Raw genomic sequence first — 24463 nt, 5'->3', positions numbered from 1 at the left:
CCCTCGCCCAGAGCAAGGGAAACGCGAATTCTAAACCCTGAAGGATTCAGGGCGATGTTCATGGCCGGCTCATTCGCCACGCTCCAGGCGGGCGATCTCCTCGGCGCGGGCGGCCAGGATCAGCGCGGCGGCGTGGGCCTCGTCTAGCCCATCGATGCCGAACTCCATCACCTCGTCGGCCGCCAGGTCCGACAGGTCCTCGCTGGTCCGCACTCCGTGCGAGGCCAGGGCGTAGGCGGTGGCCTCGTCCATGCCGTCCAGGGCCAGCAGGTCGGCGGACGGGCCGTCGCCCTCGGCGCTCTCCTCGGCGGCCAGCGCCTCGTTGAGCAGCGCGTCGCGGGCGCGGGCGCGCAATTCCTCGACGATGTCCTCGTCGAAGCCTTCCACGGCCAGCAGCTCGCCGACCGGGACGTAGGCGATCTCCTCGACCGTGCTGAACCCTTCGGCGACCAGGATCTGCGCGATCTCCTCGTCCACTTCCAGCTTGTCCATGAACAGCTGGCGGGCCACGCCCTGCTCGGCCTCGGACTTGGCCGCGACCTGGTCCTGGGTCATCACGTTGAGCTGCCAGCCGGTCAGGCGGCTGGCCAGGCGCACGTTCTGCCCGCCCTTGCCGATGGCCTGGGCCAGGCGGTCCTCGGCCACGGCCAGATCCATCGAATGGCGGTCCTCGTCGACGATGATCGACTGCACCTCGGCCGGCGCCATCGCGTTGATGACGAAGTTGGCCGGGTTGTCGTTCCACAGCACGATGTCCACGCGCTCGCCGTTGAGCTCGTTGCTCACCGCCTGCACGCGCGAACCGCGCATGCCGATGCACGCGCCGATCGGATCGGTGCGGGTGTCGTGGGCCAGCACGGCGATCTTGGCGCGGTCGCCCGGATCGCGCGCGCAGGCCTTGATCTCGACCAGGCCCTGGCCCACTTCCGGCACTTCCAGCTTGAACAGCTCCATCATGAATTCCGGCGCGGCGCGGCTGATGAACAGCTGCGGGCCACGCGGCTCGGAACGCACATCGAACAGGTAGCCGCGCACACGGTCGCCGGCGCGCAGCACGTCGCGCGGGATGCCCTTGTCCTTGGCGATGAAGGCCTCGGCGTTGCCGCCCAGGTCCACGTAGATGTTGCCGCGCTCGGCGCGCTTGACGATGCCGGTGACCAGCTCGCCGACGCGATCCTTCCACGCATCGACCACCTGGGCGCGCTCGGCCTCGCGCACGCGCTGCACGATGACCTGCTTGGCGGCCTGGGCGGCGATGCGGCCGAAATCGGGGTTCTCGATCTGCTCTTCGATGTAGTCGCCCACCTCGACGCCTTCGGCCTCGTCGACCGCGTCCATCAGGCGGATCTGGCGATCGGGCGACTCCATGACCACGTCGTCGGCCACCACTTCCCAGCGGCGGAAGGTCTCGTAGGTGCCGTCCTTCTGGTCGATGGACACGCGGACCAGCACGTCCTGGTCGGGATAGCGCTTCTTGGCGGCGGACGCCAACGCGGCCTCGATGGCCTCGAAGATCACCTCACGCGGCACGCCTTTTTCGTTGGCGACCGCATCCACCACCAGCAACAATTCCTTACTCATCTATCACTCCGAGCGCGACCACGCGGGCCGTCGTTGGGTTGGGTTGGTATCAATGCACTTGCTTGGGCGCGGCGGGCTTCTTCTTGCCCTTGCCGGCACCCACGTCTTTCTTCTTCGGCTGCGGCGCCAGGCCCAGCGCGACCCAGTCGGGCATCAGCCGGGCCTTGTCCAGGTTGTCGCCGGCGATGGTCAGCTGCTGGTTGTCGAAGGCCAGCGTGATCGCCTCGCCCTCGACCGACACGATGCGGCCCTGCAGCCGGCGGCGTCCGTCCTGCGGCAGCTTCAGCACGACCTTGGCCTCCTCGCCGATGAAGCGCGCGAACTGCGCCGCGGTGAACAGCGGACGGTCCACGCCGGGCGAGGACACTTCCAGCGTGTAGTTACCGCTGATCGGATCCTCCACGTCCAGCTGGGCCGAGACCTCGCGGCTGACCGCCTCGCAGTCGTCGATGTTGACCACGCGCGTCTCGCGCTCGGCCTCGAGCACGTCGATGTACAGGCGCAGCGTGGCGTTGCCGGTGGCCGGCAGGTATTCCACGCCCAGCAGCTCGAGACCCAAGGCCTGAACGGTGGGCTGCAGCAGCTGTGCGATCTCGGTGGCCTTGTCGCTCACGTGGCGGAAGTCTCGTCGTAATGCGTTTTTCAGAAACGGAAAAGGGCCCAATGGGCCCTTTTCCGATGACGCTGGATGTAGAAACGGGAACAAGCGTTTCTACGAGCCCAGGCTCCTGGCGATCGAAGCGGACTTCGATGCCGGAAACTTGGTAGCGGGGGCAGGATTTGAACCTGCGACCTTCGGGTTATGAGCCCGACGAGCTGCCAGACTGCTCCACCCCGCAGCAGAAGCGGAATTATGAAGAATCAGCGGGATTTATGCAAGCCCTGAAACTTCTTTTGTATCAAATGCCGAAAGCGGCTTTGCACCAGGTCATCACCGGATTCCAGGCGATTCCCAGCACCAGCAGACCCAGTGCATTGACACCAAACACCACGGGGACCAGTTTACCTGAACGCGGCACCGGAAGGGAACCCACCGGCTCATCGAAATACATCACCTTGATCACGCGCAGGTAGTAGAACGCGCCGATCACCGCGCACACCACGCCCACCAGCGCCAGCCACATCAGGTCGCCGTTGACCGCGGCGCGCAGCACCACCAGCTTGGCCCAGAAGCCCAGGAACGGCGGCACGCCGGCCAGCGAGGCCATCACGCACAGCACCATGCCGGCCATCCACGGACTGCGCGCGCTCAGGCCCTTGAAGTCGTCGATCGTGTCGGCCTCGAAGCCGGCGCGCGAGAGCACCAGGATCGCGCCGAACGAGGCCGCCGACATCAGCGCATAAGCGATGCCGTAGAACAGCGCCGCCGCATAGCCTTCCGCGCCGCCGCCGGCCAGGCCCAGGATCAGGAAGCCCACGTGCGACACGGTCGAATACGCCAGCATGCGCTTGAGGTTGGTCTGGGCGATGGCCACCACGTTGCCGATCACCAGCGACAGCGTCGCCAGGGCGGCCATTAGCAGATGCCACTGCGGCTGGGTCGGGCCGACGCCCTGCTCCAGCACGCGGTAGGCCATGGCGAAGGCCGCCAGCTTGGGACCGGAGCTGATGAACAGCGTGATCGGGGTCGGCGCGCCCTGGTAGACGTCCGGCAGCCACATGTGGAACGGCGCGGCGCCCAGCTTGAAAGCGATGCCGCAGACCATGAACACCATGCCGGTCAGCAGCATCGGGCGATCGGTGATGCCGGCGATCGCGCCGTTGATCTGGGCCAGGTCCAGCGAACCGGTGGCGCCGTACACCAGCGACATGCCGTACAGCAGCAGACCCGAGGCGATCGAGCCGAGCACGATGTACTTCATCGCCGCTTCGGTGGACAGGCCGTTGTCGCGGTTCATGCCGACCATCGCGTACGAGCACAGCGACAGCAGCTCCAGGCCCAGGTAGACCATGACCAGGCTGCCGGCCGAGACCAGCATCATCATGCCGGCGGTGGCGAACAGCACCAGCACCGGCAGCTCGCCCGGATAGAGATTGCGCTCGCGCAGGTAAGGCCAGCCGTAGATCAGCGACAGGCCCGAGACCAGCACGATCGCGGCCTTGGTCACATCGGCCAGAGCATCGCGCACGAACATGTCGTGGAAGACGTGGGCCGGGCCCTGCGAGAGGTCCACGCCGGTGTGGCTGACCAGCAGGACGAAGGTCACCGCCAGCACCAGCAGCGTCAGGCCATGGGTGATGGCGCGGCGGCGCGCGTCCAGGAACACGTCCAGGATCAGCAGCGCGAAGGCGCCGGCGACGACGACCAGTTCCGGGATGATCGGCAACAGGTCGGTGACGGGGGCGGAAGGAAGCATTGGAGCGGCCATGGCGTGAAGTCCTTACAGCTTGCTGGTGGCGAGCTGCATCGCCAGTTGCGCGATCGAGGGTTCCAGCAGGTCGGTCAGCGGCTTGGGATAGACACCCAGCGCCAGCGTGCCGGCCGCGAACACCCCCAGCACCAGCGCCTCGCGCCAGTTGATGTCGGTCAGCTCGGCCACGTGGCTGTTGGCGACCTCTCCGTACAGCACGCGCTTGACCAGCCACAGCGTGTAGCCGGCGCCGATGATCAGGGTCAGCGCGGCGATGAAGGCGATGTAGGGGTGCTTCTGGAAGCTGGCCAGGATGACCATGAACTCGCCGACGAAGCCGCTGGTGCCCGGCAGGCCGGAGTTGGCCATGCCGAAGAACACAAAGAACACCGCGAACCACGGCATCACATTGGCCACGCCGCCGTAGTCCTTGATCATGCGCGTGTGCATGCGGTCGTAGACCACGCCCACGCAGGAGAACATCGCGCCGGAGACGAAGCCGTGCGAGATCATCTGCACCATCGCGCCCTGCAGGCCCAGGCGCGCCGCATCGACGTTGTCATAGTCGCGCAGCAGGCCCGAGGCGATGAAGGTGCCCAGGGTCACGAAGCCCATGTGCGAGACCGACGAATAGGCGATCAGCTTCTTCATGTCCTCCTGGACCAGCGCCACCAGGCCGACGTAGACCACGCCGATCAGCGACAGCACGATGACCAGCGTGCCCCACTCGTGCGCCGCATCGGGCGTGATGGGCAGCGAGAAGCGCAGGAAGCCGTAGCCACCGATTTTCAGCATGATCGCCGCCAGGATCACCGAGCCGGCGGTCGGCGCTTCCACGTGCGCGTCCGGCAGCCAGGTGTGGACCGGGAACATCGGCACCTTGACCGCGAAGGCGATCAGGAAGGCGAAGAACAACCAGGTCTGCTCCTTGGCGGTCAGCGGCAGCACGTACAGGTCGGCGAACTGGAAGCTGGCATGACCCAGCTGGCCACCCTTGATGTACAGGTAGACCAGGCCGACCAGCATCAGCACCGAGCCGAGGAAGGTGTACAGGAAGAACTTGACCGAGGCGTAGATGCGGCGCGGGCCGCCCCAGACACCGATGATCAGGAACATCGGGATCAGCATCGCCTCGAAGAACACGTAGAACAGCATCGCGTCGGTGGCGCAGAACACGCCGACCATCATGCCCTCGAGCATCAGGAAGGCGGCCACGTACTGGTTGACGCGCTTGTCCACCGCCGTCCAGGCGCCGATCAGCGCCAGCACCGTGGTCAGCGTGGTCAGCACGATCAGCGAGACCGAGATGCCGTCGGCGCCCAGCGCGTACCAGATGTCGAAGGCCGGCACCCAGGCGTGCTTCTCGACGAACTGCATGTCCGCACTGCCCCACTGGAAGTGGATCAGCAGCGGCAGGCTCGCCAGGAAGGTCAGCAGGGCCACGACCAGCGCCAGCCAGCGGGCGGCCTGGGCGCGGCCGGTGCCCATCGCCAGTGCCAGGGCACCGCCGAGGATCGGCAGCCAGATCAGAATGCTCAGCAAGTTCGACACGTGTTCGTATCCGTACAGATCAGCGCCAGGCCCAAGACACGACGGCCAGCAGTGCAACCAGGCCGATGATCATGGCGAACGCATAGTGGTAGAGGAAACCGGATTGGGTGCGGCGCAGCAGCTGCGAGGCCAGCTCGACCACGCGAGCGCTGCCGTTGACGAAGACGCCATCGATGATGCGGGTGTCGATCCAGCGCGAGATCCTGCCCAGCTGCAGACCGCCGCCGGCGAAGCCGTCGATCCACAGGATGTCGAAGCCGTACTTGGCCTCCAGGATCTTGACCAGACCGGAGAAGCGCTGGCGCAGCTTGGCCGGCCATTCCGGCGAGAGCACCAGGTACAGCACCGCGGCCAGGGCGAAGCCGGCCAGGGTCAGCCAGAACGGCACGCCCAGGAAGCCGTGCAGCGCGAAGGCCACCGGACCATGGAACTCCTCGGCCAGGGCGCCGACGGTGTCGCGCGCGGGATCGTAGAAATCGATGATGCCGGTGAAGAACTTCACGGCCTGGCCCGGCACGCCGCCTTCGGCGTGGTGGCCGGCCCAGTCGGTGCCGAACAGCATCGGCCCGATGGTGAAGAAGCCGATCAGCACCGAGGGGATGGCCAGCAGGATCAGCGGCAAGGTCACCACCCAGGGCGACTCGTGCGGGATGTGCGGACCGTGGTGGCCGTGATCGTCATGACCGTGGACCTGGGCCTCGGCATCGGTGTGCTCGGCATCGCCGTGCGCGTCGTGATGCGCGTGGTCATGGCCATGGCCGTGATCGTCGTGCGCCACATCGCGGAAGCGCTCGGCGCCGTGGAAGGTCAGGAACAGCAGACGGAAGCTGTAGAAGCTGGTGATCAGCACGCCGCCCAGCACCGCCCAGTAGCCGTAGGTGGCGATCCAGTTGTGCGAGACATGCGCGTGGTGCGCGGCGGCCTCGATGATGGTGTCCTTGGAATAGAAGCCGGAGAAGAACGGCGTCCCGACCAGGGCCAGCGTGCCGATGATCATGGTCACGTAGGTGATCGGCATGTACTTGCGCAGGCCGCCCATCTTGCGCATGTCCTGCTCGTGGTGCATGCCGATGATCACCGAGCCGGCGCCCAGGAACAGCAGCGCCTTGAAGAAGGCGTGGGTCATCAGGTGGAACACGCCGGCGCTGTAGGCCGACACGCCCAGGGCCACGGTCATGTAGCCCAGCTGGGACAGCGTGGAATACGCGACCACGCGCTTGATGTCGTTCTGCACGATGCCGATCAGGCCGGTGAAGAAGGCCGTGGTCGCACCGATGAACAGGATGAAGTTCAGCGCGGTCTGCGACAGCTCGAACAGCGGCGACATGCGCGCCACCATGAAGATGCCCGCGGTGACCATCGTCGCGGCGTGGATCAGCGCCGAGATCGGGGTCGGGCCTTCCATCGAATCAGGCAGCCACACGTGCAGCGGCACCTGGGCCGACTTGCCCATCGCGCCGATGAACAGCCCGATGCAGATGACCGTCATCAGCGACCAGCCGCCGATCCACTCGAACGCCTGCTGCAGGCCTTCGACCTGCGGCCAGACCTGGGCGAGCTTGGCGTTGGCGGCCAGCGGCGCGTAGGAGAACACGGTGGCGTAGTCCAGCGTGCGGAAGGCCATCAGCACCGCGGCGATGCCGAGCAGGAAGCCGAAGTCGCCCACGCGGTTGACCAGGAAGGCCTTGAGGTTGGCGAACACGGCCGTGGGGCGCTTGAACCAGAAGCCGATCAGCAGGTAGGAGACCAGGCCCACCGCTTCCCAGCCGAAGAACAGCTGCAGGAAGTTGTTGCTCATCACGAGCATCAACATCGAGAAGGTGAACAGCGAGATGTAGCTGAAGAAGCGCTGGTAGCCCGGATCGTCGGCCATGTAGCCGATGGTGTAGACGTGCACCAGCAGGGAGACGAAGGTCACCACCACCATCATCATCGCGGTCAGGCGGTCGACCATGAAGCCGACATGGCCCTGGAAGCTGCCGACGTCGAAGAAGGTGTACAGGTTCTCGTTGAACGGCGACGCCCCGCCCCACACCAGCTGGTACAGCGTCCAGCACGACAGCGCGCAGCTGACGGCCACGCCCAGAATGGTGACGGTATGCGCGCCGGCACGGCCGACCTGCCGCCCGAACAGGCCGGCGATGATGCTGCCCAGCAATGGCGCGAGCACCACGGCCAGCAGCACGGACTTGGAAAGGAGAAGTTGGCCCGTCATCAGTACATCAGCCCTTGAGGGAGTCGACTTCGGCCACGTTGATCGTGCGCCGGCTGCGGAACAGCGCGACCAGGATCGCCAGGCCGATCGCGGCCTCGGCCGCGGCCACGGTGAGGATGAAGAACACGAACAGCTGGCCGGCCGTGTCGCCCAGCTGGCGCGAGAAGGCCACGAAGTTGATGTTGACCGACAGCAGCATCAGCTCGATCGACATCAGCAGCACGATCACGTTCTTGCGGTTGAGGAAGATGCCGGCCAGCGAGATGCAGAACAGCACCGCGCCGAGCGCAAGCAGGTGTCCGAGGGTGATCACGACTTGGCCTCCTGGGCACCGTCTTGGGCCGGGGTTTCGACGACCGGCGCCACCGGGCGCACGGGTTCCATGCGCACCATGCGGAAGCGGTCGCGCGCCTTGACCCGGGTCTGTTCGGACGGGTCCTGCGTCTTGACGCCCTCGCGCTTGCGCAGGGTCAGCATCACCGCGGCGATCACCGCCACGGTCAGGATCACCGCGGCGAACTCGAACGGCAGCAGGAACTCGGTGAATAGCGAGCGCGCCAGCCAGGTGATGTTGGAGGTCTCGGCGGCCGCGGCGGCGGCGTTGTCCGGCAGCGCGGCGCCGGCCTTGGCCTTGACCCCGATCAGCACCAGCATCTGCACCAGCATGACCACGGCCACCAGCAGGCCCACCGGCAGGAACCTGACCCAGCCCTGGCGCAGCTGGGCCACGTCGATGTCCAGCATCATCACCACGAACAGGAACAGCACCATCACCGCGCCGACGTACACCAGGATCAAGGCCACGCCGAGGAACTCGGCGCCGACCAGCAGCCAGACGCAGGCGACGCTGAAGAAGGTCAGGATGAGGAACAGGACCGCGTGCACGGGGTTGCGCACGCTGATCACCGCGGCGCCCGAGACAGCGGCGACGGCGGCGAAGATCCAGAAGCTGATGTTGATCCAGTCCATCTCGTCCTCAGCGGAAAGCGGCGTCGGCGGCGCGGCGTTCGGCGATTTCCGACTCGAGTCGGTCGCCGATGGCCAGCAGCTGCGGCTTGGTGACGACGTTCTCGCCACGGTTCTCGAAGTGGTACTCCAGCACGTGGGTTTCCACGATGGAGTCCACCGGGCAGCTTTCCTCGCAGAAGCCGCAGTAGATGCACTTGAACAGGTCGATGTCGTAGCGCGTGGTGCGGCGGGTGCCGTCCTCGCGCTTGGTCGAATCGATGGTGATGGCCAGCGCCGGGCAGACCGCCTCGCACAGCTTGCAGGCGATGCAGCGCTCTTCCCCGTTGGGATAGCGGCGCAGCGCGTGCAGCCCGCGGAACCGCGGCGACTGCGGGAACTTCTCCATCGGGTACATCATCGTGTACTTGGGCTTGAACGTGTACTTGAACGTCAGCCACAGGCCCTGCAGCAGTTCGAGCAGCAGCAGGCTCTTGAAGTAATGGGTGATCTTGTTCATGTCGGTCAGGCGCCTCGCTGGATGACGCCGTAGAACACCATCAGCGCGGTCACGGCGATCCACACGATGGTCAGGGGAATGAAGATCTTCCAGCCCAGCCGCATGATCTGGTCATAGCGGTAGCGCGGGAAGCTGGCGCGGAACCAGATGTAGGCGCTCATGAAGAACACGACCTTGGCGAACAGCCACGGCCAGCCGCCCTTCCAGACCCAGTCGATCCACGGCGAGACATCGGCGGTGACCCAGCCCTGGATCGGGCTCAGCCAGCCGCCCATGAAGAAGATCGAGACCAGGAAGCTGACCAGGATCATGTTGGCGTATTCGGCCAGGAAGAACAGCGCGAACGCCGAGCCGGAGTACTCCACCATGTGGCCGGCGACGATTTCCGATTCGCCTTCCACCACGTCGAACGGCGCGCGGTTGGTCTCGGCCACGCCGGACACCCAGTACACAATGAACAACGGGAACAGCGGCAGCCAGTACCACTCGAACAAGCCGGCGTTGCCGCGCTGGGCCTCGACGATGCTGGACAGGTTGAGACTGCCGGCCGCGATCATCACGCCGACCAGGGCGAAGCCCATCGCGATCTCGTAGCTGACCACCTGCGCGGCCGAACGCAGCGCGCCCAGGAAGGCGTACTTGGAGTTGGACGCCCAGCCGGCCAGGATGATGCCGTACACACCCAGCGAGGTCATCGCCAGCAGGTACAGCAGGCCGGCGTTGGCGTTGGACAGCACCAGCTGCGCGTCGAAGGGAATCACCGCCCAGGCCGCGAAGGCCGGCGCCAGCGTGATCAGCGGCGCCAGGACGTAGATCGTCTTCTGCGCGCTGGCCGGCTGGATGATCTCCTTGAACAGCAGCTTGAACACGTCGGCGAAGGCCTGGAGGATGCCCATGCCCACGTACATCGGCCCGTGGCGCACGTGCATCCAGCCGATCAGCTTGCGCTCCCAGACCACGTAGAAGGCCACCGTGATGATCACCGGCATGGTGATCACCAGGATCTTCAGCACGATCCATACGATCAGGCCGCCCGCGCCCAGGCTGAGCAGCCAGTCGCGCAGGGGGCTGACGCCATTGATCAACAGCTCGTTCATGCAGCCACCACCTTCACCCGGCCGGCGCCGATCGGCGCGGTGGCGCCGTGGCCCGACTCGATCCACGCCGACCCCGGCGCGACACGGTCATTGATCGCCACCGGCAAGGTGGCCGTTCCATCGGCGGCCTGCACCTTGGCCACCTGCCCTTCGCCCAGCCCCAGCGCCTGCGCATCCTGCGGATGCAGGCTGATGCCGGGCGCGGTGTTGAGCGGGTGGGCCTGCAGCGCTTGCGCGCGGCGCACGAAGCCATCGGTGCGGTAGATGCCGCAGGTGGCGACCACCTCCAGCCCCTCGCCGGCCAGCGACGGCGCGGCCGAGGCCTTGGGCGTCACCGCGGCCGGGTTGGCCAGGCTGGCGCGCGCGCCGGCCAGATCGGTGAAGTCGAAGCCCGGCAGACCCAGCACGCCGCCCAGGGCGCGCAGCACCTTCCAGCCCTCGCGCGCCTCGCCCGGCAGCTTGCCGCCGGCCTGGGTGCGCTGCTCGATGCCATCGAGATTGGTCAGCGTGGCCTCGATTTCCGGCAGCGCGCCGATCGGCAGGATCACATCGGCCATGCGCCGGGTGGAGGCGCAGGCGAAGTGGCTGAACGCCACGACCTTGGCCGCGGTCAGCGCCTTCTGCGTGGCGAAGCCATGGGCGAAATCCAGGCCCGGCTCGATGCCGTAGATCACATAGGCGGCGCGCGGCTGGGCGACCATGTCGGCCGCGTCGCGCGCGCTCGGCAGCACGCCGGCGCGGGCCAGGCCCACGGCGTTGGCGCCCTGCGGGATGCGGCACAGCGCCGCGCCGGTCGCCGCGGCGAAGTCGGCGGCGGCCTTGCGCAGCGCGGCGGCCTGCGGATGGTTCTCGGCCAGCGCACCGACGATCACCACCGCCGAGCTGGCGCCCTGCACCGCCTCGCGCAGCGCCGAAGCGCCCAGCGCATCGGCCAGCTGCGACGGCGGCACGATGGTCTTGCTGGCCGCGCTGAAGGTGAAGTCGAAGTCCACCGGATTGACCAGGTGCACCTTGGCGCCGTTGCGCACCGCCTTGCGGATGCGCTGGTGCAGCAGCGGCAGCTCGTGGCGCACATTGCTGCCGAACACCACGATCGCCCCGGCCTTCTCGATCTGCGCCAGCGGCAGCCCGAACGGCTGCGCGACGGCGGCATCGGACAGGTCGTTGGCCAAGATGCGATGGTCGAGGTTGCCGCTGCCCAGGCCCGCGGCCAGGCGCGCCACCAGGCCGCCCTCCTCGTTCGAGGTGGCCGGGTGGACCAGCACGCCGAGCTCATCGCCGGCGTGGGCCTTGAGGATCTCGGCGGCGGCGGCCAGGCCCTCGGCCCAGCTCACTTCCTTCCACTCGCCATCGACCTTCTGCAGCGGCTTGACCGCGCGGTCGGCGGCGTACAGGCCCTGGTGCGAATAGCGGTCGCGGTCGGACAGCCAGCACTCGTTGACCGCCTCGTTGTCGCGCGGCACGGTGCGCAGCACTTCGCCGCGACGCACGTGCACGTACAGGTTGGAACCCATCGCGTCGTGGAAGCCCAGCGACTCGCGCGCCTGCAGCTCCCACGGACGGGCGCGGAACTGGAACACCTTGTTGGTCAGCGCGCCGACCGGGCACACGTCGACCACATTGCCCGACAGCTCGGTGGTCAGCGGCTTGCCGTCGTAGGTGCCGATCTGCAGGTTCTCGCCGCGGTACATGCCGCCCAGCTCGTAGGTGCCGGCCACTTCCGCGGTGAAGCGCACGCAGCGCGTGCACTGGATGCAGCGGGTCATCTCGGTGGCGACCAGCGGACCGATGTCCTCGTCGGGCACCACGCGCTTGCGTTCGTTGAAGCGGCTGACCGAGCGGCCATAGCCCAGCGAGACGTCCTGCAGTTCGCACTCGCCGCCCTGATCGCAGATCGGGCAGTCCAGCGGATGGTTGATCAGCAGGAACTCCATCACGCTGCGCTGGTACTTGAGCGCCTTCTCGTTGCGCGTGAACACCTTGAGCCCGTCGCCGACCGGCGTGGCGCAGGCCGGCGAAGGCTTGGGCGCGGGGCGGCCGCCGACTTCGGTATCGACCAGGCACATGCGGCAGTTGGCCGCGATGGACAGCTTGTCGTGATAGCAGAAGCGCGGGATCGGGATGCCGGCCTTGTCGGCGGCCTGGATGATCATCGAGCCCTTGGGCGCGTACAGGACGCGGCCATCGATCTCGATGGTGACGTGATCGGGCGGGACGTTGGGATCGACCGGTTGGGCGCTCATGCGGCGGCCTCCAGCTGGACGTCGACGATCGAGCGACCGTTGACGATGTAGTACTCGAACTCGTCCCAGAACTGGCGCAGGAAGCCCTGGATGGGCCACGCCGCCGCCTCGCCGAACGCGCAGATGGTGTGGCCTTCGATCTGGCCGGCCACGGCCTTGAGCTGGTGCAGGTCTTCCATCGTGCCCTTGCCGGCGACGATGCGCTCCAGCACCCGGTGCATCCAGCCGGTGCCTTCGCGGCACGGCGTGCACTGGCCGCAGGATTCCTTGTGGAAGAACTGGCTGATGCGGCAGGCGAAGCGCACGCAGCACACGCTGTCGTCCAGCACCACGATGGCGCCCGAGCCCAGGCCGGTGCCCAGCGCGCGCAGCGTGTCGTAGTCCATCTGCAGGCCCTTGAGCTGGTCGGCCTTGAGCACCGGCATCGACACGCCGCCGGGGACGGCGGCCTTGAGCTTGCGGCCCGGCTTGAGACCGCCGGCCATTTCCAGCAGCTCATCGAACGTGGTGCCCAGCGGCACCTCGAAGTTGCCGCCCTTGGCCACGCAGCCGGACACCGAGAAGATCTTCGGACCGCCGTTCTTGGTCTTGGACAGGCCCAGGAACCATTCCGGACCGTTGCGGATGATCGCCGGCACCGAGGCGTAGGTCTCGGTGTTGTTGATCGTCGAGGGCTTGCCGTACAGGCCGAAGTTGGCCGGGAACGGCGGCTTGTAGCGCGGCTGGCCCTTCTTGCCTTCCAGCGACTCCATCAGCGCGGTTTCCTCACCGCAGATGTAGGCGCCGGCGCCCAGCGCGGCGTAGATGTCGATGTCCACGCCCGAGCCGAGCACGTTCTTGCCCAGCCAGCCGTGCTTGTAGGCATCGGCCAGGGCCTGCTCGAAATGCTCGAAGGGCTCGTGGTGGAACTCGCCGCGCAGATAGTTGTAGCCCACGGTCGAACCGGTGGCGTAGCAGGCGATGGCCATGCCCTCCACCACCGAGTGCGGGTTGTAACGCAGGATGTCGCGATCCTTGCAGGTGCCCGGCTCGGACTCGTCCGAGTTGCAGAGGATGTACTTCTGCATGTCGCCCTTGGGCATGAAGGACCACTTCAGGCCGGTCGGGAAGCCGGCGCCGCCGCGGCCGCGCAGGTTGGAGGCCTTGACCATCTCGACCACGTCGGCCGGGCTGATCTTCTCTTCGAGGATCTTGCGCAGCGCGGCGTAGCCGCCGGTCTTGAGGTAGTTCTCGTACGACCACGGGGTGTCGTAGTGCAGCGTGGTCAGGCACACCTGATGCGGCTGCGGGGCGGGACCGACCGGGCCAGTGGAAGCTGGGTGGGAATGTGCCATGCGCTTACTCCAGGCCGTCCAGCAGCTCATCGACCTTTTCGGGCGTGAGGTGCTCGTGGTAGTGGCCGTTGATCACCATCATCGGCGCGGCCGAACATGCGGCCAGGCACTCCTCCTCGCGCTTGAGGAAGATGCGGCCGTCGGCGGTGGACTGGCCGCGCTTGCAGCCGAGCTTCTTCTCGGCGTACTGCGCCAGTTCCTCACCGCCATTGAGCCAGCAGCTGATGTTGGTGCAGAAGGCGACGTTGTGGCGGCCGACCTTCTCCAGCTCGAACATCGAATAGAAGCTGGCGACCTCGTAGGCCCACACCGGCGGCAGCTCCAGGTACTTGGCCACGCCGGCGATCAGCTCGTCGGTCAGCCAGCCGCCGTTCTGCTCCTGCGCGGCGTGCAGGCCCTGCAGCACGGCCGAGCGCTTGCGATCCGGCGGGAACTTGGTCAACCAGTGGTCGATGTGGGCGCGCGTGGCGTCGCTCAGCACGACCATCGGGTCGACGTGGCGCGCGTTCTCGAAATTACCTGTGGCCCTCATCGGTCCACCTCACCAAAGACAAGATCATAGGTACCGATCATCGCCACCACGTCGGGCAGCATGTGCCCGACCACGATCGCGTCCATCGAAGAAAGGTGCACGAAGCCTGGCGCGCGCAGGTGCACGCGGAAGGGCTTGTTGGCGCCGTCGGAGACCAGGTAGCAGCCGAATTCGCCCTTGGGCGCTTCCACCGCGCTGTAGGTCTCGCCGGCCGGCACGCAATAGCCTTCGGAGAACAGCTTGAAGTGGTGGATCAGCGCTTCCATGTCGTCCTTCATGGACTCGCGGCTGGGCGGGGCGACCTTGAAGTTCTCGATCATCACCGGGCCCGGGTTGGCCTTCAGCCACTTCACGCACTGGGCGATGATGCGGTTGGACTCGCGCATCTCGGCGATGCGCACCAGGTAACGGTCGTAGCAGTCGCCGTTGAGGCCGATCGGGATATCGAAATCCACCGCGTCGTACTTGGCGTAGGGCTGCTTCTTGCGCAGGTCCCACTCGATGCCCGAGCCGCGCAGCATCACGCCGGTCATGCCCCAGGCGCGCGCCTGCTCGGGCGAGATCACGCCGATGCCGACGGTGCGCTGCTTCCAGATGCGGTTGTCGGTCAGCAGGGTCTCGTATTCGTCCACGCGCGAGGGGAAGGTCTTGGTGAACTCCTCCAGGAAGTCCAGCAGCGAACCCTCGCGCGCGGCGTTGAGGTGCTTGAGCGCCTGACCCTTGTGCCAGGGCGACTCCTTGTACTTGGGCATCTGCCCCGGCAGGTCGCGGTAGACGCCGCCCGGACGGTAGTAGGTCGCGTGCATGCGCGCGCCGGAGACCGCCTCGTAGCAGTCCATCAGCTCCTCGCGCTCGCGGAAGGCGTACAGCATCACCGCCATCGCGCCGAGGTCCAGCGCGTTGGAACCGACCCACATCAGGTGGTTCAGGATGCGCGTGATCTCGTCGAACATCGTGCGGATGTACTGCGCACGCACCGGCGCCTCGATGCCCATCAGGGTCTCGATGGCGCGCACGTAGGCGTGCTCGTTGCACATCATCGACACGTAGTCCAGGCGATCCATGTAGCCGATCGACTGGTTGAATGGCTTGGACTCGGCCAGCTTCTCGGTGCCCCGGTGCAGCAGGCCGATATGCGGATCGGCGCGCACCACCGTCTCGCCGTCCATTTCCAGGATCAGGCGCAGCACGCCGTGGGCCGCAGGATGCTGCGGACCGAAGTTCATCGTGTAGTTGCGGATCTCCTGCCGGGCCTCGGCGGGATTGCTCGCGAAAGGCGCATGGGCCTGGTTGACGTGCGATGGCTGGATCTGTGCGCTCATGACTTCGACTCCCGCGCCGCGGCTTCGCCGGCGGCGGTCTGGTAGCGCGCGTCCTCACGGATCACGCGCGGCACGCCCACGCGCGGCTCGACCGAGGTCACCGGCTCGTAGACCACGCGCTTGCGCTCTTCGTCGTAGCGCACCTCGACGTTGCCGATCAGCGGGAAATCCTTGCGGAACGGATGGCCCACGAAGCCGTAGTCGGTGAGGATGCGGCGCAGGTCCGGATGGCCGGAGAAGACGATGCCGAACAGGTCGAAGGCCTCGCGCTCGAACCAGTTGGCGCCCGGCCAGATGTCGGTGACCGAGGCCACCACCGGCACGTCGTCGTTGGGCGCGAAGCAGCGCAGGCGCACGCGGCGGTTGTGCTGGTAGGAGATCAGGTGCGCCACCGCGGCGAAGCGGTTGGTCGGCACCGGCACCTCACCGATGCCGCCGGCGTTGCCGTTCTCGCGGGTGGGGAACTCGCCCCAGGCGAAGCGGCCGACGGCCTTGCCTTCCACGCCGCGCGAGAAGCCCTGCGAGGAAACGTCCGAGGTATCCCACTCATCGCTGCCGTAGCCGAGGTAGTCCACGCCGCACAGGTCGGTGAGCTGCTCGAAGCCGAAGTCGTCGCGCAGCGCCAGGCACAGCTCGTGCCACAGCGCGTGCGGAACCTCGATGGTGGTCTCGCCCGAGGGCGAAACGGTCACGGCCGCGTCCGGGAAACGGGCGCGCAGCGTGTCGGTATAAAGGGCTTGCTCTGCCATGGGGGCTTTGCGTGCTCTGAAAGGAGTGGATCAGCGGGCGATGGTCTGGGTGCGCCAGATCTTCTTCTGCAGCTGCAGGATGCCGTAGACCAGCGCCTCGGCCGTGGGCGGGCAGCCCGGCACATAGACGTCGACCGGCACGATGCGGTCGCAGCCGCGCACCACCGAGTAGGAATAGTGGTAGTAGCCGCCGCCGTTGGCGCAGCTGCCCATCGAGATGACCCACTTCGGGTCCGGCATCTGGTCGTAGACCTTGCGCAGCGCCGGGGCCATCTTGTTGACCAGGGTGCCGGCCACGATCATCACGTCGGACTGGCGCGGGCTGGGGCGGAACACGACCCCGTAGCGGTCCAGGTCCAGGCGCGCGGCGCCGGCATGCATCATCTCCACCGCGCAGCAGGCCAGGCCGAAGGTCATCGGCCACATCGAGCCGGTGCGGGCCCAGTTCATCAGCGCGTCGACGCTGGTGGTGACATAGCCTTTTTCCAGCAGCGGGTTGTCGCCTTCCGGCCGCAGGATGTCGTCCACCCGCCCTTCCGGGATCGGGTTGGTCATCAGCTTGTCGATGGTTTGGATCACTCCCATTCGAGCGCTCCCTTCTTCCAGACGTAAATGAAGCCCAGGAACAGCATGCCCACGAACAGGCCCATGGTGACCAGGGAGCGCGCACCGATGTCCATGAACACCTGGGTCCACGGCACGATGAAGATGATTTCCAGGTCGAAGACGATGAACTGGATGGCGATCAGGTAGTAGCGCACATCGAACTTCATGCGCGCGTCCTCGAATGCCTCGAAGCCGCATTCGTAGGGGGAGAGTTTCTCGGCGTCGGGGCGACGCGGGCCGATGAGGCGACCGATGATCATCAGCGCGATGCCGATGCCGGTGGCGACGATCAGGAAAAGCAGGTTCGGCAGGTAATTGGCCAGCACTCGCAGTTCTCTCTTTTAATTCCCGCGACCGGGGCACAGTCTACTGCCGCAGTGCGGCAGAAGCGTGCAGAGGTCGCTGACGGGTCCAGCCTTGCGGATCCACCGTGTTGACGGGCCGGGCGCGGGACCTCGGCAGTGCCCTGCCATCCCGATCCGGCCCGGCATGGCCGGGCGCTTCGCCGCGTGTCCTTCCGCTTCTCGTACCGGACACTGCTGCGAACCTGACAATTGTAGCGGTCACTGAACTGCCGAGTAAACGATTTCGCGGTTTTGGATCGTGCCGCGAATTCGCCATCCTTGCCGGCGCCGCGACAGGCCCGCAGCGCCTGGCCGGCGCTCCCGCGGCGACGGCGACGGAAGGGCTCTTCATCAGAGCACGGGGACGCGAAGCGGCTCATGACGCGCTTCGACGGCGAAAAGCGCACTCCGCCGCCCAGCCTCGACCCCGCCGGGCGCGACTCCTTGGCTCGGTCCGCCCTCGACGGTGGACTTGCCGTCGCGGGTCATCCTAAGGCCGGCTCTCCGCGCGCCCGACCGGGTCGAGGCTCTGCGGCGAATCTTCCAACTCAAAGGCGTCGAGCAAGCGCTTTGCCCCCTCCCTTTCGCCGCAGGCGAAGGGGAGGGCCGGGGCGGCATGCTTTTGCTCTTCGCTTCGGTGGCTTCCGGTAAAGCCCCGACCCCTCCCCATCCCTCCCCTGCGCTGCGCGCAAGGGAGGGGGCTCAAACCGAAGCCCTGTGACCTGACGCGCGAGGCAGCGGCCGGCGGGCGGTGGCCGCGCCTAGCGAGGCAGGATGCCGAGCGCCTTAGGGCGGGGCAGGATGCCCTGACCGAGGGAAAAGCGACCACTGCCCGCCGGACCGCTGCCCCTGTCGAAGCCAGAGCGCGAAGGCAACGCAGCTCTTGATCGGAAGGCATCCAACGAAAAAGGGCCCGACAAGGCCCTTTTCGTTTACCGCGTTGTGTGGTGCCCAAGAGGGGACTCGAACCCCTACGACTTTCGCCGCTACCACCTCAAGGTAGTGCGTCTACCAATTCCGCCACCTGGGCAAAGCTTGCCTGCCGGCTCGCATCGCGCGGGCCGGCATTGTACGTGTCACTGGGCCGGAGTGGGAGCCGGCTTGGTGGCCTCGGGCTGCGCCGGGGCCGAAGGCGCGGGCTGGGCGGCCGGCGCGGAAGCGGCGGGCGCGACCGTGTCGGCCGGCGCCGGGGCGACCGGCTGCTGCGACATGATGCCCAGATCCTGCTGCGCGCTGCCGGTGTGCGCGGTGCGCGAGGCGCTCCAGGCCATGAACAGGCTGATGGCGAAGAACGCCACGGCCAGCCACTTGGTGCTCTTGGACAGGAAGTTGGACGCGCCGCGCGCACCGAACACGGTGCCCGAAGCGCCCGCACCGAAGCCGGACCCGGCCTGGGCGCCGGTCCCGCGCTGCATCAGCACCAGGCCGATGATGGCCACCGCCACCAGCACGTAGACCACATTGAGGATCAGCATCAACATCGACATGGATCGTGTTTCTCGTTGAAAGGCCCCGCCGCTTGGCAGCGACGGCGCCATGAAGTCTGTGTCTACTCGGCCGCCGCGCGGGCGATGGCCAGGAAGTCGGCGGCCACCAGCGAGGCGCCTCCGACCAGCCCGCCGTCGACATCGGGCTGGGCGAACAGCTCGGCGGCGTTGTCGGGCTTGACGCTGCCGCCGTACAGCAGGGGCAACGAATCGGCGATTCTAGCATCCACGCGCGCCACCACGCCACGGATGAAGGCGTGGACGTCCTGGGCCTGCTGCGGGGTCGCGGTGCGGCCGGTGCCGATCGCCCAGACCGGCTCGTAGGCCACCACCGCACCGTCGAAGCCGGCGCTGCCGGCCAGCGCCAGCACGGGCTCGAGCTGGGCGGCGATGACCTGCTCGGTCTGGCCGGCCTCGCGCTGCTCCAGGGTCTCGCCCACGCACAGCACCGGCACCAGGCCGGCATTGCGCGCGGCCATGAACTTGCGCGCGACCAGCTGGCTGCTCTCGTGGTGGTACTGGCGGCGCTCGGAATGCCCGACCAGGCCGTAGGTGGCGCCGACATCGACCAGCATCGCGGCGGAGACCTCGCCGGTGTAGGCGCCCTTCTCGTTGGCGCTGACGTCCTGCGCGCCGAAGGCGATGGGCCTGCCCTCGAAGTCCTCGATCAGATCGCCCAGGTAAGGCAGCGGCGGCAGCACCACCACTTCGACACCCGGCACGGGCAGGGCTTCTGCCAGTTCTCCGACCAGAGCCGTGGCGAAATCGCGGCTGCCGTGCAGCTTCCAGTTTCCGGCGACGATCCTGCGGCGCATGACAACTCCTATGAACATCAGGCGGGGCAGCATACCGCCTCGTCCGTGGTGGCTCGCTGACGAAGCCGCCCCACACACCCGCGGGCGGCCGCCCTGCCCTTGCGGCGTCCGTGCGCGGGCGCTGCCCGGGGATGCACACTGGCGCCCTCTTCCCGTCTCGCGCCCGCCATGTCCTCGACCGCCGTTCCTGCGCAACACCCCGGCTATGCACTGATCACGGGCGCCTCGGCCGGCATCGGGGCCGAATTCGCCCGTCAGTACGCCGCGCGCGGCGTGCCGCTGATCCTCACCGCGCGCCGCGCCGAACGGCTGCAGGCGCTGGCCACTGCACTGGGGGCGCAGGTGGACGTGCAGGTGATCGCCGCCGATCTGGAGGATCCGGCCGCGCCCGCCCGGATCGCCGAGGAGATCGCGCGGCGCGGGCTGCGGGTCCAGATGCTCGTCAACAACGCGGGCTACGGGGTGCCGGGCCGCTACCTCACGCGCGACTGGAGCGTGCATGCGCGTTTCATCCAGCTGATGGTGACTGCGCTGTGCGAGCTGACCTGGCGCCTGTTGCCGCAGATCGCCGCCAGTGGATCGGGGCGGATCATCAATGTGGCCTCGTTCGCCGCACTGGTGCCCGGGGCCGACGGGCAGACGCTGTATGCGCCGGCCAAGGCCTGGCTGGTGGCGATGAGTCAGTCGCTGTCGCTGGAGTATGCCGACCGCGGCGTGCGGGTCTGCGCGCTGTGCCCGGGCTTCACCTGGTCGGAGTTCCACGATGTCACGGGCACGCGCGAGCAGATGTCGCGCCTGCCACGGTGGATCTGGCTGAGCGCCGAGGAGGTCGTGCGCGAGGGCATCGCGGGGGTGGAGCGCGGCCAGGTGCTGGTGATCCCGGGCTGGCGCTGGCGGCTGCTGTACCACGTGGTGCGCCACCTGCCGCAATCGTGGCTGCTGGCGCTGATGGCGCGCAGCTCGCGCAAGGTGCGTGCGCAGGTTTGAGGCTTTCGCGCACCCGGCCTCACTTCAAGCGCTTCTCACAGCGGCTCGTGCGTTCCGGCGCTCGAGCGGGAGCGCTCCGGCTTCGGAGGGGCTGCGGTCCGGCGGGCGGTACCCGCTTTTCCCTCGGTCAGGGCATCCTGCCCTGCCTTAAGGCACTCGGCTTGCTGCCTCGCTCGTCGCGACCACCGCCCGCCGGCCCGCCGCCTCGCACGTAGCGCCTGAAGGCCTCCACCTGTAGAGCGGAGCTTGCTCCGCTGGGGCTTTCCCAATGATCCGGCCCAAACGCAGCGGAGTCCCCAAAAGGGGATTGCCACAAGCTCCGCTCTACAAAAATGGCCGCGACGTGGCGGGGAGAGAGTCGCTCCCACAGAAGCGTGACGCGCTGTCCCAACTGAGCGTCAACCGGTTAGGGCTGACGAGCCCAGGAGCCGTGCGCGTCGGCGACGCGGCTTACTTCAGCTTGATCTCGCGCAGGCGCTCGTCCAGGTAGTCCTGGGCGGTGATGGCCTGGGGATAGCGCTTGGGGTTGTCCGGAGTGATCGTCGAAGGCAGCACGTCGATCAGGAAGTCCGGATTGGGGTGCAGGAAGAACGGCACCGAATAGCGCGGCTTGCGCGCCTCCTCGCCCGGCGGGTTGGTGACCCGGTGCGTGGTGGAGGGATACACATGGTTGGTCAGGCGCTGCAGCATGTCGCCGATGTTGACCACGATGGTGTCCGCGTCGCTGGTGAAGGGCACCCACTGGCCCTCGCGCGACTTCACTTCCAGGCCGGCGGCGCTGGCGCCGACCAGCAGCGTGATCAGGTTGATGTCCTCGTGCGCGCCGGCGCGCACGTTCGGGATGTCGTCGCTGGTGATCGGCGGATAGTGGATCGGGCGCAGGATCGAGTTGCCCGCATCGGTCTTGTCGGCGAAGTAGTCCTCCGGCAGGCCGATGTGCAGCGCCAGCGCGGCCAGCACGTGGCTGCCCAGCGCATCGAGCTGCCGGTACAGGCCGTAGGCGTGCTCGCGGAAGTTGGGCACCTCGTCCGGCCACAGGTTGGCGGGCATGACGCCGGCGTACTTGGAGTCGGCGGGGAGTTCGCGGCCGACGTGCCAGAACTCCTTCAGGTCGAAATGCTTGGAATCCTTCGCCGTCTCCACGCCGAAGGCGGTGTAGCCGCGCGCGCCGCCGATGCCGGGCACGCGGTACTTTAGCTTGGCCTCGTCCGGCAGCGCGAAGAAGTTCTTGAACACCTCGTAGGCCGCGTCGATGTCGGCCTGCGGGATGCCGTGGTTGCGGATGCCGGCGAAGCCCCACTCGCGATAGGCGGCGCCCAGTTCGGCCACGAACGCCTCGCGGTCGGCGGCGCTGACGGGCGAGATGAAGCGGGCGATGTCGAGGGTGGGAATGGCGCTGCTCATGGGCAAACCGGAAGGTGAACGTGGCCTTCCAGTTTATCGCCTCGGGCCCTAACGCAGCAGCAGGTACAGGGCCCAGAGCGTGAGCGCCTTGACGACGGCCACGCCCAGGGCGATCAGCACTTTCTCATGCCGCGGCACGCACCGCCCCGGCCAGGGTGTCGAGCGTGGCCTGCATCAGCGCGTCGTCGTCGGCTTCCACCGTCACGCGCACCACCGGCTCGGTGCCGGACGGGCGCAGGAACGCGCGCCCGCGCCCGGCCACGGCGGCCTGGGCCTGGTGGAGCGCGGTCTGAACGGTCTGCGCCTCGACCACGGCTTTGGCGGCCACGCCGTCCAGGCGCACGTTGGTGGTGCGCTGCGGCAGCATGGTCAGGCCGGCCAGGGCCTGGTCCAGGCGGCGGCCGGTGCGGTGCAGGACTTCCAGCACCTGCAGCGCGCTGACGATGCCATCGCCGGTGTTGGCCCGGTCCAGGCACAGGATGTGACCGGAAGCTTCGCCGCCGAGCACGCCGCCGCCATCGACCAGGGCCTGGTGTACGTAGCGGTCGCCGACCTTGGCGCGGGTGAAGGCGATGCCCTGCTCGCCCAGCGCCCGCTCCAGCCCGTAGTTGGTCATCAGCGTGCCGACCACCGCGCCATGCAGGCGCCCGGACCGCTTCCAGTCGCTGGCCAGCACGTACAGCAGGCCGTCGCCATCGATCACGCGGCCATGGCCATCGACGAACAGCACGCGATCGCCGTCGCCGTCGAAGGCGATGCCCAGGTCGGCGCCGGACAGCACCACGCGCCGGGCCAGGCCCTCGGGATGGGTCGAGCCGACGCCGTCGTTGATGTTCAGGCCGTTGGGCGCATCGCCGATGACCTCCACGCGCGCGCCGAGTTCGCGCAGCACGATCGGTGCGACCTGGTAGGTGGCACCGTTGGCGCAGTCGACCACGATCTTCATGCCGGTCAGGTCGAACTCGCGCGGGACCGAGTTCTTGCAGCTTTCCACGTAGCGGCCGACCGCGTCGCGGGTGCGCACGGCCTTGCCCAGCGCCTCGGAGGCGACGGTGCGGAACGGCTGGTCCAGCGCGGCCTCGATCGCCAGCTCAGTGGCGTCGTCGAGCTTCTCGCCCTCGGCAGAGAAGAACTTGATGCCGTTGTCGTAATGCGGGTTGTGCGAGGCGGAGATGACGATGCCGCCGGAGGCGCGCAGCGCACGGGTCAGGTGTGAGACGGCCGGCGTGGGCATCGGCCCCATCAGCTGCACGTCCACGCCGGCGGCGACCAGCCCGGCCTCGAGCGCGGCCTCGAACATGTAGTTGGAGATGCGCGTGTCCTTGCCGATGATCACCACCGGCTTGCCCGCGCCGGCGCGGCGCACGCGCGCGGCCAGGGCATGGCCATAGGCATTGCCCAGGCGCAGCATGAAGTCGGCCGAGATCGGCCCCTGGCCGACGCGCCCGCGGATCCCGTCGGTGCCGAAGTACTTCCGGCTGGCGACCATCAGGCGACCTCGGGTTCGACCGGCCGGGTCTGCTTCATCATCAGCGCGCACAGGTCGGCCAGGCGGTCGCGCAGTTCGCGGCGGTCGCAGATCTGGTCGATGGCGCCGTGGTCGAGCAAGAACTCGGAGCGCTGGAAGCCCTCCGGCAGCGTCTCGCGCACGGTCTGCTCGATCACGCGCGGACCGGCGAAGCCGATCAGCGCCTTGGGCTCGGCGATGTTGATGTCGCCCAGCATGGCGAAGCTGGCCGACACGCCGCCGGTGGTGGGATGGGTCAGCACCGAGATGTACGGCAGGCCGGCCGCGCGCAGGCGCCCCAGCGCGGCCGAGGTCTTGGCCATCTGCAGCAGCGAGAACAGGCTCTCCTGCATGCGCGCGCCGCCCGAGGCCGAGAAGCACACGAACGGGCAGCCCAGCTCCAGCGCCTTCTCCGCGCCCAGGGTGAAGCGCTCGCCCACCACCGAACCCATCGAGCCGCCCATGTAGGCGAAATCGAAGGCGCTGGCGACCAGCGCGCGGCCCTTGACCTGGCCCTGCAGGGTGATCAGCGCGTCGCGCTCGCCGGTGGCCTTCTGCGCGGCCTTGATCCGGTCGGAGTACTTCTTCTGGTCGCGGAACTTGAGCACGTCGGTCGGGCCCAGCGCGGCGCCCAGCTCGGTGGTGCTGCCGGCGTCGAACAGCGCCGCCAGTCGCGCGCGGGCGCGGATGGCCATGTGGTGGCCGCACTTGGGGCAGACCTCGAGGTTTTCCTCGAGCTCGGGCCGGTACAGCACCGCGCCGCAGTTGTCGCACTTCTCCCAGAGCCCCTCGGGGACGCTGCGCTTGGGTTTGCGGGTCGCCGCGTCGGTGCGGATGCCCGAGGGCATCAGTTTGCTCAGCCAGCTCATGCGT

At 67.6% G+C, this 24463-nt stretch carries 21 protein-coding genes, 2 tRNA genes and 1 pseudogene; 1 reads left to right on the top strand and 23 read right to left on the bottom strand.

Annotated features, from left to right (window positions below; all coding sequences use genetic code 11):
• Positions 1–69 precede the first annotated feature (69 nt).
• The 20 genes and pseudogenes from nusA to tpiA all read right to left on the bottom strand — a co-directional run bounded on the left by nusA (position 70) and on the right by tpiA (position 19692).
• Positions 70–1581, bottom strand: coding sequence for a transcription termination factor NusA (gene nusA, locus WFQ05_RS00895; protein WP_130529651.1), 1512 nt, complete (start codon positions 1579–1581; stop codon positions 70–72).
• Positions 1582–1699: 118 nt separating this feature from the next.
• Positions 1700–2194 (bottom strand): annotated as a pseudogene (gene rimP, locus WFQ05_RS00890) (ribosome maturation factor RimP); the annotation flags it as partial.
• A 149-nt stretch (positions 2195–2343) separates the two neighbouring features.
• Positions 2344–2420 (bottom strand) — tRNA-Met (locus tag WFQ05_RS00885).
• Between the two features lie 60 nt (positions 2421–2480).
• Positions 2481–3950, bottom strand: a complete 1470-nt coding sequence (gene nuoN, locus WFQ05_RS00880; protein WP_306992481.1) for an NADH-quinone oxidoreductase subunit NuoN — start codon at positions 3948–3950, stop codon at positions 2481–2483.
• 12 nt (positions 3951–3962) lie between these two features.
• Positions 3963–5483 (bottom strand): NADH-quinone oxidoreductase subunit M, encoded by a 1521-nt coding sequence (locus WFQ05_RS00875; protein WP_130521775.1) that lies wholly within the window; start codon positions 5481–5483, stop codon positions 3963–3965.
• A 19-nt stretch (positions 5484–5502) separates the two neighbouring features.
• Entirely contained in the window at positions 5503–7698 is a 2196-nt protein-coding gene (gene nuoL, locus WFQ05_RS00870; protein WP_337052242.1) for an NADH-quinone oxidoreductase subunit L, read from the bottom strand.
• 7 nt (positions 7699–7705) lie between these two features.
• Positions 7706–8011 (bottom strand): NADH-quinone oxidoreductase subunit NuoK, encoded by a 306-nt coding sequence (nuoK, locus tag WFQ05_RS00865; RefSeq protein ID WP_130521777.1) that lies wholly within the window; start codon positions 8009–8011, stop codon positions 7706–7708.
• Positions 8008–8667: an NADH-quinone oxidoreductase subunit J gene (locus tag WFQ05_RS00860; protein WP_130529645.1), complete on the bottom strand. Its 660-nt coding sequence runs from the start codon at positions 8665–8667 to the stop codon at positions 8008–8010. The genes nuoK and WFQ05_RS00860 overlap by 4 nt, the downstream gene beginning before the upstream one ends.
• Before the next feature lie 7 nt (positions 8668–8674).
• Positions 8675–9163, bottom strand: a complete 489-nt coding sequence (gene nuoI / locus WFQ05_RS00855) for an NADH-quinone oxidoreductase subunit NuoI (RefSeq protein ID WP_130521779.1) — start codon at positions 9161–9163, stop codon at positions 8675–8677.
• Between the two features lie 5 nt (positions 9164–9168).
• On the bottom strand, positions 9169–10260 hold the full coding sequence (nuoH, locus tag WFQ05_RS00850) for an NADH-quinone oxidoreductase subunit NuoH (RefSeq protein WP_130521780.1): 1092 nt from the start codon (positions 10258–10260) through the stop codon (positions 9169–9171).
• Entirely contained in the window at positions 10257–12503 is a 2247-nt protein-coding gene (gene nuoG / locus WFQ05_RS00845) for an NADH-quinone oxidoreductase subunit NuoG (RefSeq protein WP_337052241.1), read from the bottom strand. Before nuoG ends, nuoH begins: the two co-directional genes overlap by 4 nt.
• Positions 12500–13837 carry an NADH-quinone oxidoreductase subunit NuoF gene (gene nuoF, locus WFQ05_RS00840; RefSeq protein WP_130521782.1) on the bottom strand — a complete coding sequence of 446 codons (1338 nt, stop codon included), beginning with the start codon at positions 13835–13837 and terminating at the stop codon, positions 12500–12502. Before nuoF ends, nuoG begins: the two co-directional genes overlap by 4 nt.
• Positions 13838–13841: 4 nt before the next feature.
• Positions 13842–14369, bottom strand: coding sequence for an NADH-quinone oxidoreductase subunit NuoE (gene nuoE / locus WFQ05_RS00835; protein WP_130521783.1), 528 nt, complete (start codon positions 14367–14369; stop codon positions 13842–13844).
• A complete protein-coding gene (locus WFQ05_RS00830; RefSeq protein WP_130529639.1) occupies positions 14366–15691 on the bottom strand; it encodes an NADH-quinone oxidoreductase subunit D in 1326 nt (441 codons plus the stop codon). Before WFQ05_RS00830 ends, nuoE begins: the two co-directional genes overlap by 4 nt.
• Entirely contained in the window at positions 15688–16440 is a 753-nt protein-coding gene (locus WFQ05_RS00825; RefSeq protein WP_130521785.1) for an NADH-quinone oxidoreductase subunit C, read from the bottom strand. The genes WFQ05_RS00830 and WFQ05_RS00825 overlap by 4 nt, the downstream gene beginning before the upstream one ends.
• A gap of 30 nt (positions 16441–16470) precedes the next feature.
• A complete protein-coding gene (locus tag WFQ05_RS00820) occupies positions 16471–17025 on the bottom strand; it encodes an NADH-quinone oxidoreductase subunit B (RefSeq protein WP_130521786.1) in 555 nt (184 codons plus the stop codon).
• The gene (locus tag WFQ05_RS00815) at positions 17016–17372 is read right to left on the bottom strand and encodes an NADH-quinone oxidoreductase subunit A (protein ID WP_130521787.1); all 357 of its coding nucleotides are present in this window, start codon (positions 17370–17372) and stop codon (positions 17016–17018) included. The genes WFQ05_RS00820 and WFQ05_RS00815 overlap by 10 nt, the downstream gene beginning before the upstream one ends.
• Positions 17373–18335: 963 nt before the next feature.
• Positions 18336–18420, bottom strand: a tRNA-Leu gene (locus WFQ05_RS00810).
• Positions 18421–18466: 46 nt separating this feature from the next.
• Positions 18467–18871: a preprotein translocase subunit SecG gene (gene secG / locus WFQ05_RS00805; protein WP_130519306.1), complete on the bottom strand. Its 405-nt coding sequence runs from the start codon at positions 18869–18871 to the stop codon at positions 18467–18469.
• 68 nt (positions 18872–18939) lie between these two features.
• Positions 18940–19692, bottom strand: coding sequence for a triose-phosphate isomerase (gene tpiA / locus WFQ05_RS00800; RefSeq protein ID WP_337052236.1), 753 nt, complete (start codon positions 19690–19692; stop codon positions 18940–18942).
• A 168-nt stretch (positions 19693–19860) separates the two neighbouring features.
• Between tpiA and WFQ05_RS00795 the strand changes: the two genes are divergently transcribed.
• The gene (locus tag WFQ05_RS00795) at positions 19861–20679 is read left to right on the top strand and encodes an SDR family oxidoreductase (protein WP_337052234.1); all 819 of its coding nucleotides are present in this window, start codon (positions 19861–19863) and stop codon (positions 20677–20679) included.
• 450 nt (positions 20680–21129) lie between these two features.
• Here the strand turns inward: WFQ05_RS00795 and WFQ05_RS00790 are convergent, their stop codons facing one another.
• The 3 genes from WFQ05_RS00790 to accD form a co-directional block, all read right to left on the bottom strand.
• Positions 21130–22083 (bottom strand): 2-oxoglutarate and iron-dependent oxygenase domain-containing protein, encoded by a 954-nt coding sequence (locus WFQ05_RS00790; RefSeq protein WP_130522225.1) that lies wholly within the window; start codon positions 22081–22083, stop codon positions 21130–21132.
• A 124-nt stretch (positions 22084–22207) separates the two neighbouring features.
• Complete coding sequence (glmM, locus tag WFQ05_RS00785) at positions 22208–23572, bottom strand: phosphoglucosamine mutase (RefSeq protein WP_337052233.1); 1365 nt, start codon at positions 23570–23572, stop codon at positions 22208–22210.
• The gene (accD, locus tag WFQ05_RS00780; protein ID WP_130518839.1) at positions 23572–24459 is read right to left on the bottom strand and encodes an acetyl-CoA carboxylase, carboxyltransferase subunit beta; all 888 of its coding nucleotides are present in this window, start codon (positions 24457–24459) and stop codon (positions 23572–23574) included. Before accD ends, glmM begins: the two co-directional genes overlap by 1 nt.
• Positions 24460–24463 lie beyond the last annotated feature (4 nt).

Origin of the sequence: Pseudoxanthomonas sp. USHLN014 (assembly GCF_037153335.1) — a bacterium.
Classification (GTDB): domain Bacteria; phylum Pseudomonadota; class Gammaproteobacteria; order Xanthomonadales; family Xanthomonadaceae; genus Pseudoxanthomonas_A; species Pseudoxanthomonas_A winnipegensis.
The sequence above is the reverse complement of the archived record's forward strand: the minus strand, read 5'-3'. Positions and strand labels throughout refer to the sequence as shown.